Source organism: Streptomyces sp. AC602_WCS936, assembly GCF_019049125.1.
Lineage (GTDB): Bacteria > Actinomycetota > Actinomycetes > Streptomycetales > Streptomycetaceae > Streptomyces.
This window is the reverse complement of record NZ_JAGMUF010000057.1, coordinates 18,407-34,095: the sequence shown is the minus strand read 5'-3', so window position 1 is coordinate 34,095 and position 15,689 is coordinate 18,407. Positions and strand designations below refer to the sequence as shown.

Here is a 15,689-nt window from a genome sequence, read left to right as displayed (position 1 = left end):
ATGCCGTTAGGGGGAGGACCGGATCTGACCGGCCCCGGCTGTTACGCAGTGGTGGTCGGCACCGGCCGCCATCCGGGAGACCGGCTGCATGATCTGCCCTCGGCCGTGCCTTCGGCGCGGGCGCTGGCCGAGACGTTGCGCGCGCACTGCGGCATGGGTGACCGGGTCCGCGTGCTGACGGACCCCGCGTCACCCAGCGAGGTGCTGGAGGCGCTGGCGGAGGCCGCGGACCGGGCGGCGCCCACCGAGGAGCGGCCCGAGAGCGGCATCGTCGTCTTCTGCTTCGTCGGCCACGGTCTGCGCGGGCCCGGCGGACGGCTGTATCTCGCGACGGCCGCGACGAAGTCCCTCACGGACACCGCTCACGCGGTGCCTTACGCGGAGATCGAGCGCTACCTCGGCGACGCCGCCGCGGACCCGGTGCTGATCCTCGACTGCTGCTTCGCCGGGAACGCCCGGGAACCCGACCACGCCCCCGCCCAGGACCCGTTCGGCGCGTCCCGTCCCCAGGGCAGCTATCTGCTGGGGTCGGCCCAGCGCAACTCCCTCGCCTACGCCGCCGAGGGCACCGAGTACACCTTGTTCACAGGGCATCTGCTGAAGCTGCTGCGGGAGGGCGACGCGGGCGCCTCCCGTCTGCTGACGCTCGGTGGGATCTACCGCCTGCTCGACCAGCGGCTCCAGGGCGAGGCGGCCCGCCCCTACGGCGGTGGCACCGCCCGCATGGCCGAGCTGGTCGTCACCACCAACCGCCGCTATCCCGCGCCGCTTGCCCCGGACGTCCCGCGGGTGCCGGAGGACGACTCGGACGCCGTGTGCCCGTACCCGGGCCTGCGCCCGTACCTGCCCGAGCAGCACCACCTGTTCTTCGGCCGCGAGGAGATGACGGAGCGGCTGCTGGCGAGGGTTGCCGGGACCCGGCCGGGGAAACCGCTGGTGCTCATCGGAAACTCCGGCGTCGGCAAGTCGTCGCTGCTGCGCGCCGGACTGAGCGTGGCGGCGCACCGTGCGGGACTGGGACCGGTGTGCCTGGTGCCCGCACCCGGAGCGCGACCGTTCCGGCGGCTCGCCGAGGCGTGGGCGCAGGCGGTGGGCCGCTCGGTCACCGAGGTCGTACGCGATCTGGAACAGGGCAGTTTCACCCGCGAGGGATCCGGGGCGCGCGGCGGGCCGGTGCCCGGGGTCCTGGTCGTCGACCAGTTGGAGCAGTACTTCACGCACGGCGCGGACGAGGCCGAGCGCGGCCGGTTCGCCGCCGCGCTGGCCGCTGCCGACGGCCCGCGCGTCGTGCTGGCGTTGCGCGCCGACTACCACGGCGACGTTCTCGGCGACCCGCATCTCGCCCCGTTCGCGGAACACGACCACTTCGTGGTGCCCGCCATGAACGACGACGAGATCGAGGCGGCCGTCGTCGAGCCCGCCCGCTACGCCGGGTTGGAGTGGGAGACGGGCGTCCCGCGCATCCTGCTGCGTGAGGTGAACGAGGAAAGGCGCGGCGGACGCACCGGCGACGCGGCGGCCCTGCCGTATCTGGCGTACGTCCTTCAGGAGATCTGGCTGCGGCGACGCGGCACGACGCTCACCTACGCGGCTTACCAGCAGGCGGGCGGCATCCGCGACGCGGTCGCCCGCGCAGCCGACCGGATCCACGACGGCCTCGACGAGGACGGCCGGCAGCGGTTGCGCACCCTGATGCTCGCCATGGTGCAGGTCGCCGACGGCGAGGGCCGGCTGGTGCGCCGCAGGGTGCCGCGCGAGGAACTGGCCGACGCGCAGGACTTGCTGCGACTCCTCGCCGACGCCCATCTCGTCGTGGTGGACGAGGACGGCGGGGCGCAGCTCGGGCACGACTCGCTGTTGCACGCGTGGGAGCGCCTGACCGGCTGGATCGAGGAGGTCCGGGGCGATCTGCTGCGGCTGCGACGGCTGACGGCCGCGGCGGAGGGCTGGGACGAGGGCGGCCGCGGGCCCAGTGGCCTGTGGCGGGGCTTCGACCTGCGGGAGGCACGTGAGCCGGCCGCCGGCCGGACCGCCGGGGCAGCGCCCGTACGGCAGGTGGTCCGCGACTTCGTCGCCGCGAGCGACGCCGCCGAGCGGCACCGGCGCCGGGCCGTCCGGGCGTGGGTGTCCGTGCTGTCGGTGCTGACCCTGGTGGCGGCCTCCCTGGCGGGCTGGGCCTTGCACGAGAACAGGCAGGCCGCGAGCCGGGAGCGAGCCCTCATCGCCCGTGAGCTGGCAGGCCGCGCCGACCGCATCCGCGACCGCGACCCGGGGACGGCGCTGCACCTCAGTCTGGCCGCGTACCGCACGGCCGAGACGCCGGAGACCCGCTCCAGCCTGTACGCGGCGGCGATCACTCTGACCCCTGTCCACCTCACCCCCGCCGAGCCACACCGCGAGCCCGTCCTCAGCCTCGCCTACCGCGCGGACGGCAGGGCGCTGGCCGCGAGCCACCGGGACGGCCGGGTGCAGTTGTGGGACCTGTCCGATCCGAAGCGGCCGGCCGAGGGGGGCCGATTCCGGATGAAGGGCCGGCCCGTGCTCGCCCACCATCCCCGCGAGCCCCTGCTGGCCGCGCAGACGGGTACGGAACTGACCTTGTGGAACACCGCGGATCCAGAGCGGCCCGAGCGGTTGGCGCATGTGCCGGTCGAGGGGAGCAGGACGACGTTCAGTGTGGCGTTCAGCAAGGACGGCCGGACCCTGGCGTCCGGCGGCGACAAGGGCCGGCTGCGGTTGTGGGACGTCTCCGACCCGGCGCGCCCGGTGCTGCGCACGCGGCGTACGGTGGCCGACGCCGACCTGATCTCCCTGGCGTTCACCCGCGACGGACACCACCTGATCACTGGCAACGGCAACGCTCCGAGCGCGGACGGGGACCCCGCCAAGGTGCGGCTGTGGGACCTGACCGACCCCGGCCGGCCCGTCCTGCGGGACACCGAGCAGGCCGCCTCGGTCATGTCCGTCGCGGCTCACCCTCGCCGGGACCTGGTCGTCGCGAACGGCGGCGGCGGGACGACGGCATGGTGGCAGGTCGTGGACGGGCGGGAACTGCGGCGGGTGACCGCGGAGGACGGCCTGACCGGCTGGGGTGGCTACTACGGCATGCCGCAGCTCGCGTTCAGCCCGGACGGCAGGTTCCTGGCGGGGGCGGACCGCGACACCGGAGTACGGCGGCTCAGCACGACGGCCGAGGCGGCCGAGCTGGCCCGGATCAGGCAGGAACTCGGTGTGCTGTCCGCGGGGCAGCCCGTCCAGGCCGTCGCCTACAGCCCCGACAGCCGCTATCTGGCCGCCGGTGAGGTGGGCGGCGAGATCCGGCTCTGGACCGAACGTGCCTGGGCGCCCGCGCTCCCCGGCTACCTGCCCGTGCAGGAGGTGGCGGGCACGGGCCCCATCAGCGCCGACGGCAGGCTCCTCATCACCAAGGAGGACCAGCCCGACTCCTCCACGACCACCCGGATCTGGACCATGGGCGACCACGGCTCACCCGAGCCGCGCTACACCCTCCCGAAGGACTGGGAGGCGAACTGGTTCCTGACCGGCCGCGACGGCGACCCGGTCCTGCTGGCCCACCACTGGACGGGGGGACTGGACCACACCCTCCAGCTCTGGCGGTTCGACGCCGAGGGCCCGCCGCACCGAAGCGCGAGCATCCGGTACACCGCCGACGTCTCCCACATCACCGTCAGCCCCGACGGCAGCTTGCTGGCCGTGGGCTCGAGGGAGGAGCGGACCATCGCCCTGTGGGACATCAGCGACCCCGGGAACCCGGTGCGGCGGGCCGACATTCCCGCGCAGGCCAAGGGCGGACTCTTCGACACGGGAAGCCTCTGGTTCGCCGGCCCGCACACCGTCGTGACCGTCGAGAACGAATGGCACCTGCGGTTCTGGGACGTCTCCGACCCCGACCATCCACGCAGGGGCGACGTGATCGAGGAGGCGGCGCTGCGCCGGGGCGCGATGTACGACGACGTGTCGCAGCTGCTCGTCACCGAGGAGAGCGGCGACACGATCCGGCTGTACGACCTCTCCCAGCCGGCGCGCCCGGTCGAGGGAGAGCGGATCCCTGCCGCTCCGGAAAGCTACTTCCCCTCCGGGAAGGACGAACTCGCGACCGCGGTCGCCGACGGCACGATCGAGTTCTGGGACGTGTCTGATCCCCGCAAGCCGAGGAAGAAGCAGGAGACGGTACGCCTTGACCGCGCCATCACATCCCTCACCGCCACCGACGACGGTCATCACGCCATCACCGGCAGCCCCTACCGCATCTGGTTCCTGGACCGCGACGGCCGCTGGGTGACCCCGGAGTTCGCCACCCTGCAGAGCGCGGAGTCCGTCCGCCTGCCCTCGGACGGGAGCTGGCTGGCCGTCACCACCAAGACCGACGCGCCGGGTCTGTCCAACGAGCAGAACACGTACATCCTCGACTACGACACCGACCGCCTCTACGAGGACATGTGCCGCTCACAAGCCGTCAGTCTGTCGGAGGACCGTTGGAAGGCGCTGTTCCCGCACCTGGAACACCGCGACTCCTGCGCCGCAGGGGAGTAATCACCGGCGGCCGGTGCGGGCATCGAGCCCTGACGTACGTGGAACCCGTGATGCGGCTGTCGGCGCCGACGCCACCACGTGGTCACCGACGCCGACACCGCCGCGCTTCAGGGACGGGACGAGGTCACTCCCCCGGCCTGATGCGCCCGCGCCAGGCCCCGGACTCGCCGCCACGGCCTTCGATGTGCTCCTTGAAGCGCTGCATGTCGCCCTTCACCCGCCGGTCGATCACTCCCAGCATGTCACCGGTCTTCTCCGCGACGCCGGTGGGATCGACCTCCATCACGAGTTCGACCCGCGTGTGCGTGTCGTCCAGGCGCTGGAAGCGCACCGTGCCCTTCTGCTTGCTGTCACCCGTGGTCGTGCGCCACGTGATGCGTTCGTCGGGCAGCTGGTCGACGATCTCGGTGTCGAACTCGCGCTTCACTCCGCTGACCTGGGTGGTCCAGTGATTGCGGCGCTCATCGAGCTGCCTGACTTCCTCGACACCTTCCATGAACTGCGGGAACTCCTCGAACTGGGTCCACTGGTTGTAGGCGGTGTGCACGGGAACCTCGACTTCCACCGCTTCCTTGACCGTGCTCATTCGGGAACCTGCCTCTCGGTCGGGTCTACTGCATCCATCGCGGCCGGGACCGAGCAGCACGCGGCCCCGGCACGCTGAGCGAGTACCCGCGATCACTCGGCTGACGACCGGTCGGCGCCGCCGGCGTCGCGCCCCACAAGGGGCTGTGCGAGAGGCCACTTGGACAACAAGAACGCAACTTCGACATGGCGCCAAGAGGCAGCTACCTTCACCTGGGTCGTGGATGAGCTGGTCACGCCCCAGGAACCCTCGCCCCCAGACCCGGGAGAGACGCATGTCCCATCTTGCTCTGTACACATTCGGCGTCCTCAAGTCACCCCTCTCCGATCCCGCGCCTCTCACGCACGAGTTCTATGACATCGGTGAGGCCGTCTACCGGGAGATGAGTCAGCACTCCGGGTACCTCGCGCGTGCCGAAGCGGCGGACGGCGACCGGGGCGCGTTCTTCGAGGCGGACTGGGGTGCGTGGGGAGAATTCGCCGTCCCGCCCTGGTACGACAAGGGCCGTACGCCGGAAACCACCGCCCTGGCCACGACCCTCTCACTCTGGACCGGCCTGCGACCCGCCTTCGACGCGATCTACACCGGTCTCCACCGTGAGGCGCTGAGCAGGCGCTACGACTGGTTCGAGAGGACTGAGCACCCGAATTACGTGTTCTGGTGGGTCTCGGACGGTGTGACACCCACCTGGCAGGACGGGGTTTCCAGGTTGGAGCATCTCCATGACCACGGCTCCGCGCCGCACGCCTTCGCCTTCCACGACTCGTTCGCCCCGGACGGAACTCCGACCACCGGCTCTCGGCGGTGGTGAACCGGCGGGCCTGTTCGGCAAGGGTCCATCGGGGCCGGTCACCGCTCGGGTCCTGCCTCGGCGGCGGCCCGGCGCAGTTCGACGCGGCTGAGGAAGTCGGCGCGCCGCCGAGGGTCGGTGGCCAGCTCCACCGCGACGTGTGCCAGGGCGGTCGCACCGTCCAGGACGGCCCGGTCGGCGCCCTCACTGGTCCCGTGACGGGTGAAATCGGCCGTGTGCTGGAGTGCGCCGCCAGTGTCGTAGCCGATGCACGGGTGGAGCGACGGTACGGCGTGGGAGACGTTGCCCATGTCGGTGGAGGCCATCAGCTCGCCGTGGCGGGGCACCGGGTCGCGGCCCAGCGCGCGTGCGGCCCGGAGGTAGGCGGAAGTCAGGAACGGGTCCTGCCGGAGATCGGCGAAGTCGTGGCCGCGCGGCACGATGTCCAACTCCGCTCCGGTGGCCAGGGCGCCCGCCTCCAGGCAGGCCCGGACCCGCCGGCGAGCCGCGGCCAGTTCCTCCGTGCCGCGGGCGCGCACCTCGTAGCGTGCCCGCGCGTGCTCCGGAATGACGTTGACCGCGTGGCCCGCCTCGTGCACGACGTCGTGGACCAGGGTGCCCGGCGGCAACTGCTGGCGCAGCATGCCGACAGCCGCGTGCGCCAGGGTGACGGCGTCGAGCGCGTTCACCCCTTCCCAGGGGGCGAGGGCGGCGTGCGCGGGTCTGCCGCGGAAGGTGACGTCCCACGCCCCGACGGCGGATCGATTCCGGACACCGAAGCGCCCACGTCCGCTCTCGGCGAGGTCGACCGCGCGCTGCTCGACGCCCTGGCTCACGACGGACGCCTCGGACTGGCCACTCTGGCGCAACGCCTGGACGTCAGCGCCGCGACCGTCCGCAGACGGCTCGGCAGACTCACGCGTTCCGGGACGGTGGCCTTCCGCTGCGACGTGGCCCCCGACCTCACGGGACTTCCGGTGGCCGTGACCTTTCGGGGCCGGGCACCGATCAGGGACGTCAACGCCCTGCACCGCACCCTGGCCACCCTGCACGGTTGCCGGCTGGTCGCCGCCGTCACCGGGAGTTCCACGGTCCTGGCCACCTATTGGCTGCCCGGCATCGGCACCGTGCAGCAGCACGAGACCGCCATGTCCGCGCGCCTGGCCACGCTGGAGATCACCGATCGGATCATCGGCGCCCGAACCGTCAAACGCATGGGGCACCTGCTGGACGGAGCCGGCCGGCGCGTCGGCACCCGTCCGGTGCGGTCGTGGTAGTACCCGGTGATCGAAGCGAAGCCCCTCAGGCGGCGAGGCCGGCTGCGAGCCGGTCAGCGGCGCTGCGGGGCTCGCGGCCGAGGAGTTCGGTCAGCAGGGGATCGGCTTCCGCGAAGTGGCCGGCGCGGCCGGCCTGGTACCAGGTGAGCATGAACCGGGCCATCTGCTCCGGGACGCCGATCGCGATCTGGTCGGCGACCCACTGTTCGTCGTCCAGGACGATGCGCTTGATGGTGCGGCCGGTGAGGTCAGAGGCGATCTTGGCCAGGTCGTCCAGGGTGACGGCGGTGGGCGCGGTGAGGTTGACCGGGCCGTCGAAGGAGCGGTCACCGGCGAGGATGACCGCGGTGGCCTCGGCCACGTCGGCACGGTCGGTGTACGGGACGGGACCGTCTTCCGGTTGGGCTATCTCTCCGGTCTGCTGCCACGGGCCGAGCACCTGGTCCAGTGTGCCGTAGGCGCCATTGCGCAGTGCGGTCCAGGCGACTCCGGAGTCGGCGAGGATCGCCTCCGTGGCGATGTGGATCTCCGTCGGCGGGTACGGATTGCCGGGGACGGCGGCCAGCTGGCTCGTGTAGAGGATCCGCTGGGCGCCGGCCGCGACGGCGGCCTCGACGGCGTTTCGGTGGAGGCTGACCAAGTCGGCCGCCGGGTCGTTGCCGGACACCAGAAGCACCTGTTCGGCACCGGCGAAGGAATCGCGCAGCGCGGCCGGGTCATCGTAGGAGCCCTGCCGCACACGGACACCGCGGTCGGCGAAGTGCTGCGCCTTGGCGACGTCGCGGACGCTGACGCCGATCCGGTCAGCGGGCAGGCGCTTGAGGAGGTGTTCGACGGTGGTCCCGTTCAGAGCCCCGGTGGCACCGGTGACAACGATCATGTTTGTGGCCTCTTCCTGTGTGCCCACACCGGATCCGCCCTGGTGGGGGCCGCATCATAAGCTGACCATGCAGGTCAGTTTCGTGCTTTTCGGCCACCGTAGGTAAGCTGACCCATGGAGTCAAGTTTCGGTATGGACGGCAGTGAGAGACGGTGAGGACCTTGGCCGGTGCGGTGCCTCCGGAATCCCGCCTGCGCGCCGACGCCAGGCGCAATTCCGAGCAGATCCGCTCCGCCGCGATCGGCGCCTTCCAGGGGCGGGGCCTGACGGTGCCGCTGGAGGAGGTCGCCAAGGCGGCAGGGGTGAGCAAGGCCACGATCTTCAACCGGTTCGGCGGTCGGATCGGCCTCATCGAGGCCGTCATCGAAGAGGTCGTCGCGACGGAGCTGTTCGCTGTCATCGACCGCACTCGGACCATCGACGACGTCAGTGAGCGGATCGCGTACTACCTCACCGCGCTCCGCGACCTCCAGTACCGCCAGCCCGCTGTCAACGACGTTCTGTTGCAGACGTATCCGCACTCACGGCAACTCATGGACATCTGCCGGGCCGGGAGCGAGGCCAACGACGAGATCGTCGCGGCGGCGCGGGCCTCCGGTGCGCTGCGGCCGGAGTTCACGGCGGGCGACCTTCACGCTCTCGTCATCGACACTGCCCTCGCCCTCAAGCACGGCGAGCGGCCTCCTCGCGACGATTACGACCGCCGCACCGCCTACCTCCTGGACGGAATCCGCCCGCGCCGGTCGGCTGCGGGCGGACGATGACAGCGCCGTTGCCCTGATGTCGCGCGCGTCGCCGTGCAGGGCCTACACGCGGTCCGCCGCGATCAGGACGTACTGGAAGGAGCCGTCGCGGTAGGACTCGATGAACGCCTCCTCGATGCCGGTGACCAGCGAGGACGTGGCCCGCAGTTCCCAGTAGGGCAGCGTGTCCGGGGTGAGGTCGACGATGGTGTGCGGCACGAGGCGGTTGTCGGCCATGGCACGCAGGTACTCGCGGCGGGAGTGGATGTTGCACTCGAAGTGGGCGTTGATCTGGGAGACCCACTTCGACGGCTGGCCGTAGCGCGGGTTCCAGCAGCCGGTGATCGTCACGTACCGGCCGCCCACCTTCAGGAAGCGTGAGTGCTCGGCGAACAGGTCGTGCAGGTCGACGTACATGGTCGACTCGTTGTTCCACGAGGCCGTGACGCTGCCCTTCTCGAAGGGTGTGTCGAGCATGTTGCACACGCGGGAGCGGACGTGGTCCTCGATGCGCAGTTCTCGCGCGCGCCCGTTGCCGAAGTCGGCCTGGGCGGCGGACAGGGTGACGCCCTCGACCCGGCAGCCGAACCGGTGGTGGGCCATGACCATGGAACCGCCGCGACCGCAGCCGGCGTCGACGAGGGTGTCCTCGGGGGCGACGGGGCCGAGGTGGTCCATGAGGAAGTCCGCCTGTGCCGACTCCAGCCGGTGCAGCTCCGCGACGAGCTTCTTCTCGTACTCGCTGTGCGCCGGGTCGCCGAGCGCGGCGTGGTCCACGGCGCCGATGCCGTAGTGGTGGTGGTAGAGCCCGTCCACGTCGCCCAGGCGCAGGTTGACCGGCCTGGCCTCGTTGTTCCAGTAGCGGGCGATGTCCCCCTGGTAGGGCGTCGCCGGGGCCGGGATCTTCGCGGTGGCGGTGGAGGTCGTTTCAGTCGTCACAGAGGTGTCCGTTTCTTACCAGAAGTCAGGCAGGCTGTAGCGGTAGGTGTTGGTGCGGTGCCAGTCGTGGTTGCCGTCGACCCATGCGGCCACGCCTCTGAGGAAGCGCAGCACGGTGGGCAGGGGGCAGGCGGTGGCGAGGTCGGCCGCGGCGGCCTCGAAGGCGTGCTGGAGTTCGTTGTGGACCTCGACGGCCTTCAGATAGGCGTCGCGCTCGGAGGTCTGCTCGCGTTCCGCGATCACCACGGGCAGGTTCAGGTGACGGCCCGGGCTGTCGAGTTCCTTGGTGTACGAGTAGAGGTCGTTGACGATGGTGGTCGCGTTGCCGGCGAGGGCGATGACCCGTTGCATGTCCGGCCGGGCGTGCAGGTCCGCGGGCAGTTCGTAGCCGCCGACGGTGTCGGTGATCGTGGGGCAGGGCCGGAAGTTGTTGAACTGGCGCATCGCCAGGTACTCCCACACCTCCGGTACGTGACCGGTCTGAGCCCAGGCGGCCTCGGCGAGGTAGCCCATGTGGAGTCGGGCCATGTCGTGCCGGTAGCGGTCGGACTGTGCGGGTGTGGCCGCGTCGACGAAGTACTTCATCGCGCTGTGGTAGGCCCGGCGCGGGGCGTCGGACGCGAGTGACTCCTGCCAGGGCGGTGTGTACTCCGCGGTGGTGTGGAAGTGGTCGATCGCGGTGTGCGCGAGGAGGAGACGCCCGCCGAGACCGACGGGTGACCCGCCGTGGTCCTCGCAGTAGCAGTCGTCCACCGCGTTCTCGGCGACCATCAGCCGCGTCGCGAGCATCAGGTGGTCGATCGTCGGTGCGTCGGGATGGCAGCCGACCATGTAGCGTCCGACGGAGAAGCCGTCGAACTGCCCCTCCCATTCCTCGGGGTAGAGCTGGACCTCGTCCTCGGCCCAGCGCTTGATCCGGCGGCTCACCTCTTCGACGCGCACCGGGTCGGGCTCCGGGACGGGGTGGTAGTAGAGGCCGGGGACGGCGCGGCCCTCGGCGGACGGTGCGGGGGCCGGGGCCGCCGGCTCCGGTGCGGATCGCTGCCCGCCGGACAAGGCGAGTGAGGCCGTGCCCGGTCCGGTCGGTCCGCGCAGAACGCGCTGGAGAGCGGAGTCCATGGTGGTCGTGGTCGTGGTCGTGGTCGTGGTGGCGTGAGGCGTGTCGGGTGCGGCGGGAGCGTCCGTCGGCGGCGGTGGTGGTGTCGGCTTGGGGATCGTGACCGGCGGATGCAGCGCCGCCAGGAAGTCAGGGTCGGGCATCGGCGGCTCCTTGCTGCGGTGGGGTGGCCGCTCCGTGGTGCGTGCGGCTGTCGGGCGTGGGCATGCTGCGTATCGGGGCCTCAGCGCGGCCCGGAGGCGATCTGCACGTTCTCCATCACGCCGAGGGCGTCGGGCAGGAGCACCGCGGCGGAGTAGTAGGTGCTGACGAGGTAGGAGATGATCGCCTGTTCGTTGATGCCCATGAACCGGACGGAGAGACCAGGTTCGTACTCGTCAGGCAGTTCCGTCTGCCGCAGGCCGATGACGCCCTGGTTCTTCTCGCCCGTGCGCATCGCGATGATGGAACTGGTCTGTTCCTTGCTGATCGGGATCTTGTTGCAGGGCAGGATGGGGACCCCGCGCCAGGCCGGGACGGACTGACCGCCGAGGTCGACGTGGTCGGGGTAGAGACCGCAGGCGTTGAAGCCACGTCCGATGGCGGCGATCGTCCTGGGGTGGGCGAGGAACAGTTTGGTGCCGCGACGGCGGCAGAGCAGGTCGTCCATGTCGTCCGGGGTCGGGGGGCCGCTGCGGGGCTGGATGCGCTGCTTGAAGTCGGCGTTGTGCAGCAGCCCGAACTCGCGGTTGTTGATCAGCTCGTGTTCCTGACGCTCCCGCAAGGCTTCGACGGTGAGCCTGAGTTGCTCTTCGCTCTGGTTCATCGGGTCGTTGTAGAGGTCGGCGACCCGGGTGTGAATGCGCAGAACGGTCTGCGCGACGGAGAGCTCGTACTCGCGCGGCTTCAGTTCGTAGTCGACGAAGGTGCCTGGCAGGTCGACCTCGCCGACATGGCCGGCCGACATGGCGATCTCGGCCTCACCGTGCTTGTTCTGCCGCTGCCGTGTACGGGCATCGAACTCGTCGACGTGTGCCTGGAGCTGTGGCGCGGAATCCCGGACGGCGGCGAAGTCGGCGCGGGAGAGGGTGAGGAGGGTGCCGGCGGTCTCGGCGGTGACCGTGCTGTCGTGGCGGGCGTCGGAGTCCGTCAACGCGTTCTCACCGAAGTGGTCGCCGTCCGCGAGTACGGCGATGGCGATCTCTCCGCCGTACTTGCCCTCGGAGGTCTGGCTGACCCGGCCGTGGGCGATCAGGTGGATCCGGTCTGCGGGGCTGCCGCGCTCGACGAGGACTTCACCCGCCGCGAAGTCGCGCTGCGTGCAACGGCCGGCGAGGGCGCTCAGGACGTCCGTGTCCTCGAAGCCGCGCAGGAGGGCCAGTTCGGTGAGCTCCCGGGGGATCACCCGGACCGTCGCGCCCTCCTGGACGAATTCGATGCGTCCGTCGCCGAGGGTGTGACGCAACCGCCGGTTGACCCGGTAGGCACCGCCCGCGGCCTCGACCCAGGGCAGCATCCGCAGCAACCAGCGGGAGGTGATCTCCTGCATCTGCGGCGCGGACTTGGTGGTGGTGGCGAGCTTGCGGGCGGCGGCGGTACTCAGGGACTGCTGCGGCGTGGCTGGGGTGGTCTGGGCTGCCGGGATGCTGTCGACGGACATCGGCGGGCTTTCTCCTTGGACGACGGGTCGTCCGGCGCACACGGGTGCGCCGACCGGGAGACAGGGAGGAATGGGCAACGAGCGGGAGGGATCACGGGAATCCGTCCACATGCAGAAGCTAGCTGCTGAACTGGCCGCATTCAGCAGGGAGACGAGGTGCTTACCTCGAAGCAGTGACATTCAATTCAATGCGGTTTATCGGTCCACTGTGTGTCAAGGCCTGCCCGCGGCTGATCCCGCACCCCGCCCCGGACGCCACCGACGGCCGGGGGACACTCTCTTCCGGGGCCCACCGGCCTCGACACCCGAACCGCTACCTGTACCTGATCACCGCGACACGCGGCGGACGAAGGAGTGCCGGCCTTGGCCACCACGGCATACACGGAAAGGCAGTACGGCGGAGTCACCGTGCTGGTGGGCGCGGAACTGGGCGCCTACCCCTACGCAAACTCCGTACTCGTGCGCGGGACCGCCGAGACACTGCTCATCGACCCGTCGCTGTCGCTCGTCGGCACGGCGCCACCTGCGGACCTGGTCCTCGTCAGCCACGCGCACGAGGACCACGTCGCGGGTCTCGCCGACTACGACGTGCCCGTCCGCGTCCACCAGGAGGACTTGGCCGCGCTGCGGTCACGCGAGGTCATGGTCGCAGGCTACGGCCTTCCCCCGGAGGCCACCGAGCGTACCCACGCGATGCTGCGCGACCGCTTCCACGTGCGGGGTCGTACCGACGCCACGGGGTTCGAGGACGGCACGGTGTTCGACCTCGGCGGCCGCACCGTGACCGTCGTCCACCTCCCGGGCCACACGCCGGGCCACAGCGGCTTCCTGATCGAGCCGGACGGCTTCCTCTTCGTGGCGGACATCGACCTGACCTCGTTCGGCCCGTACTACGGAGACGTGGGCAGCAGTCTCACGGATTTCGAGGCTTCCGTGCGCCGATGCCGGGAGATCGGTGTCCGCTGGTACGGCACGGCTCACCAGAAGGGTGTGATCGAGGGCGCCGGAGAGTTCTCCGGGCGGCTGGACGCTTTCGTGGGGGTGGTGGAGAAACGCGACGCGACCCTCTTGGCGTTCCTGGACGAGCCGCGGACCGTCGAGGAGATCGCCGAGCACCGGCTGGTCTACCGCCCGCACGTCGAGGGCCCGCACGTGGGGCCGGTCGAGCGACGGACCGCGGCGCGGCACCTGAACCGGCTGATCGGCACGGGACGGGTCACGGAGGTCGAGCGGGGAAGGTTCCGCGCGACGTAGCCTTCGCCGCACCCCGTGCGGACCGAACGGCCTCCCGGTTGGCCGGTTGCCCTCCGCTGCCGGGGTACCCGGGCTCCGAGCGGCGCTCCGGGTCTGCCGGCCGAGGTGAGGTGCTGGGTATGGGTGCGACGGGACGGGCCGCGCGGTTGCGCGGTGTGGCAGCCGACGTCTTCGGCTGGGACAGTCTGCGCCCTGAGCAGCTGACAGCCATGGAATGGGTGCTGGACGGGGCGGACGCCTTGGTGGTGATGCCGACCGGCTCCGGGAAGTCCGCGGTGTTCCAGGTGCCCGGCCTTCTGCTGAGTGGTCCGGTCGTAGTGGTCTCACCGCTGCTGGCCTTGCAGCACGACCAGATCGCCGGCCTGACCGGGGATGACAAGTCGCCGGGCGCCGTCGCCCTGAACTCCGACCTCACCTCCGCACAGGAGCGTGCCGTTTGGGAGCGGGTGCGCGAGGGCAGCGTCCGCTTCTTCTATCTCGCGCCCGAGCAGCTCGCGAAGGACCTGGTGGTCGAGGTGGGGCCCGCTCTGTTCGTGGTGGACGAGGCGCAGTGCGTCTCCTCTTGGGGCCACGACTTCCGGCCCGACTACCTGCGTCTGGAACAGGCCGTACGACGAGTGGGCAGGCCCCCGGTCCTGGCGCTCACGGCGACGGCCGCGCCGCCGGTGCGCAGGGAGATCACCGAGCGCCTGGGCATGAATCACCCACGGGTGATGGTGACCGGGTTCGACCGGCCGAACATCCGCTTGGAGGTGAGGCGCTTCCAGGACGACACCGAGCGTCGTCGCGCCGTCGTGGAGCGGGCCGCAGCCGAGCCCAAACCGGGCCTGCTGTACGCGGGCACCCGCAAGGACACCGAGTACTACGCCGGCGAACTGACCTCGCTGGGACTCGCGGCAGAGGCGTACCACGCCGGTCTGAGTGCCGCCGAGCGCACCCGGGTCCACGAGGCCTTCCAGTCAGGTGAGGCCGACGTGGTCGTGGCCACCTCGGCCTTCGGCATGGGCATCGACAAGGAGGACGCGCGCTTCGTGCTGCACGCCGCGCTCCCCGGCTCGCTCGACGCCTACTACCAGCAGATCGGCCGCTGCGGCAGGGACGGCCGACCGGCCGACGCCGTGCTGCACTACCGCCCGGAGGACACCGGCATGCAGGCGTTCTTCGCCGCCCGCGCCACCGGCAGACAGGCGCTGACCGAGGTCGCCGACGCCGTCCACGACCACGAGGACGATCCAGCCGACCTCGCCGAGCTACGTCAGGACACGGGCCTGTCCCGCCCACGGGTGACGGCCGCGGTGAACCTCCTGGAGGAGGCCGGCACGGTCACCACCGGGGAGGAAGGCGAGGTGCGTCCAGACCCGGACACACCACCGGGTGAGGCAGTGGAGGAGGCCGCACGCGCGGCCGAGGCACACCGGCGTACCGACCGCACCCGAGTCGACATGGCGCGGGCGTACGCCGAGGGGACCGGCTGCCGCCGCTACTTCCTGCTCGGTTACTTCGGCGAGGCCTACGAGCCGCCGTGCGGCAACTGTGACCGGTGTGAGGCGGAGGATTCCGACGACGCCCAGGACCCCGTCGAGGCCCACCGGCCCGTGCATCGCACCGCCTCCCGCTACCCGGTCGGCACTCAGGTACGGCACGGTCGGTGGGGCGGCGGCACCGTGCTCAGCGAGGACGGCGACCGCATCACCGTCCTGTTCGACCGGGCCGGATACCGCACCCTGTCCCTTGAGACTCTGGCCGACCGGGACGACCTGCTCACGGTGGTGCGGCGGCCCTAGCAGGAATGGGGAGGGCGTGACGGTCGCCGGAGCGCAAGCAAGCGTGGAGGCGCCGCCCGCTTCTTACGGACCCGTGACGTGCCGCTCGCGGCGCGCGGCGCGGGCGTTCGGTGGACCTAGCGTGGG

The 15,689-nt window shown here is 70.9% G+C and carries 12 protein-coding genes; 6 read left to right on the top strand and 6 right to left on the bottom strand.

What is annotated here, in order from left to right:
• On the top strand, nt 1–4,554 hold the full coding sequence (locus KUM03_RS20185) for a caspase family protein (protein WP_254399614.1): 4,554 nt from the start codon (nt 1–3) through the stop codon (nt 4,552–4,554).
• A 124-nt stretch (nt 4,555–4,678) separates the two neighbouring features.
• Here KUM03_RS20185 and KUM03_RS20180 read toward each other — a convergent pair whose 3' ends face one another.
• The gene (locus tag KUM03_RS20180) at nt 4,679–5,140 is read right to left on the bottom strand and encodes an SRPBCC family protein (RefSeq protein ID WP_217250674.1); all 462 of its coding nucleotides are present in this window, start codon (nt 5,138–5,140) and stop codon (nt 4,679–4,681) included.
• A 274-nt stretch (nt 5,141–5,414) separates the two neighbouring features.
• Here KUM03_RS20180 and KUM03_RS20175 point away from each other — a divergent pair, with 274 nt between their 5' ends.
• Complete coding sequence (locus KUM03_RS20175) at nt 5,415–5,951, top strand: DUF3291 domain-containing protein (RefSeq protein ID WP_217250673.1); 537 nt, start codon at nt 5,415–5,417, stop codon at nt 5,949–5,951.
• 38 nt (nt 5,952–5,989) lie between these two features.
• Here KUM03_RS20175 and KUM03_RS20170 read toward each other — a convergent pair whose 3' ends face one another.
• Nucleotides 5,990–6,619, bottom strand: coding sequence for a peptidase dimerization domain-containing protein (locus tag KUM03_RS20170; protein ID WP_308406363.1), 630 nt, complete (start codon nt 6,617–6,619; stop codon nt 5,990–5,992).
• Between the two features lie 24 nt (nt 6,620–6,643).
• Between KUM03_RS20170 and KUM03_RS38420 the strand changes: the two genes are divergently transcribed.
• A complete protein-coding gene (locus KUM03_RS38420; RefSeq protein WP_308406362.1) occupies nt 6,644–7,207 on the top strand; it encodes an Lrp/AsnC family transcriptional regulator in 564 nt (187 codons plus the stop codon).
• A 25-nt stretch (nt 7,208–7,232) separates the two neighbouring features.
• On the opposite strand, the gene KUM03_RS20165 is transcribed toward KUM03_RS38420, so the two are convergent.
• The gene (locus tag KUM03_RS20165) at nt 7,233–8,087 is read right to left on the bottom strand and encodes an NAD(P)H-binding protein (RefSeq protein WP_217250671.1); all 855 of its coding nucleotides are present in this window, start codon (nt 8,085–8,087) and stop codon (nt 7,233–7,235) included.
• A 173-nt stretch (nt 8,088–8,260) separates the two neighbouring features.
• Here KUM03_RS20165 and KUM03_RS20160 point away from each other — a divergent pair, with 173 nt between their 5' ends.
• Nucleotides 8,261–8,851 carry a TetR/AcrR family transcriptional regulator gene (locus KUM03_RS20160; protein ID WP_308406361.1) on the top strand — a complete coding sequence of 197 codons (591 nt, stop codon included), beginning with the start codon at nt 8,261–8,263 and terminating at the stop codon, nt 8,849–8,851.
• A gap of 42 nt (nt 8,852–8,893) precedes the next feature.
• On the opposite strand, the gene KUM03_RS20155 is transcribed toward KUM03_RS20160, so the two are convergent.
• The 3 genes from KUM03_RS20155 to KUM03_RS20145 all read right to left on the bottom strand — a co-directional run bounded on the left by KUM03_RS20155 (nt 8,894) and on the right by KUM03_RS20145 (nt 12,525).
• Nucleotides 8,894–9,769 carry a geranyl diphosphate 2-C-methyltransferase gene (locus tag KUM03_RS20155; RefSeq protein WP_217250670.1) on the bottom strand — a complete coding sequence of 292 codons (876 nt, stop codon included), beginning with the start codon at nt 9,767–9,769 and terminating at the stop codon, nt 8,894–8,896.
• 15 nt (nt 9,770–9,784) lie between these two features.
• Nucleotides 9,785–11,029 (bottom strand): family 2 encapsulin nanocompartment cargo protein terpene cyclase, encoded by a 1,245-nt coding sequence (locus KUM03_RS20150; RefSeq protein WP_217250669.1) that lies wholly within the window; start codon nt 11,027–11,029, stop codon nt 9,785–9,787.
• Nucleotides 11,030–11,109: 80 nt separating this feature from the next.
• Complete coding sequence (locus KUM03_RS20145; protein WP_217250668.1) at nt 11,110–12,525, bottom strand: family 2B encapsulin nanocompartment shell protein; 1,416 nt, start codon at nt 12,523–12,525, stop codon at nt 11,110–11,112.
• Between the two features lie 363 nt (nt 12,526–12,888).
• Between KUM03_RS20145 and KUM03_RS20140 the strand changes: the two genes are divergently transcribed.
• A complete protein-coding gene (locus tag KUM03_RS20140) occupies nt 12,889–13,779 on the top strand; it encodes an MBL fold metallo-hydrolase (protein ID WP_217250667.1) in 891 nt (296 codons plus the stop codon).
• 119 nt (nt 13,780–13,898) lie between these two features.
• Nucleotides 13,899–15,563, top strand: coding sequence for an ATP-dependent DNA helicase RecQ (locus tag KUM03_RS20135; RefSeq protein ID WP_217250666.1), 1,665 nt, complete (start codon nt 13,899–13,901; stop codon nt 15,561–15,563).
• Nucleotides 15,564–15,689: the final 126 nt, after the last annotated feature.

What these genes read in the sequence shown, in the direction of transcription:
- KUM03_RS20185 (WP_254399614.1), top strand. Translation starts at nt 1, where the DNA reads ATGCCGTTAGGGGGAGGACCGGATCTGACCGGCCCCGGCTGTTACGCA.
- KUM03_RS20180 (WP_217250674.1), bottom strand. Translation starts at nt 5,140, where the DNA reads ATGAGCACGGTCAAGGAAGCGGTGGAAGTCGAGGTTCCCGTGCACACC.
- KUM03_RS20175 (WP_217250673.1), top strand. Translation starts at nt 5,415, where the DNA reads ATGTCCCATCTTGCTCTGTACACATTCGGCGTCCTCAAGTCACCCCTC.
- KUM03_RS20165 (WP_217250671.1), bottom strand. Translation starts at nt 8,087, where the DNA reads ATGATCGTTGTCACCGGTGCCACCGGGGCTCTGAACGGGACCACCGTC.
- KUM03_RS20150 (WP_217250669.1), bottom strand. Translation starts at nt 11,029, where the DNA reads ATGCCCGACCCTGACTTCCTGGCGGCGCTGCATCCGCCGGTCACGATC.
- KUM03_RS20145 (WP_217250668.1), bottom strand. Translation starts at nt 12,525, where the DNA reads ATGTCCGTCGACAGCATCCCGGCAGCCCAGACCACCCCAGCCACGCCG.
- KUM03_RS20135 (WP_217250666.1), top strand. Translation starts at nt 13,899, where the DNA reads ATGGGTGCGACGGGACGGGCCGCGCGGTTGCGCGGTGTGGCAGCCGAC.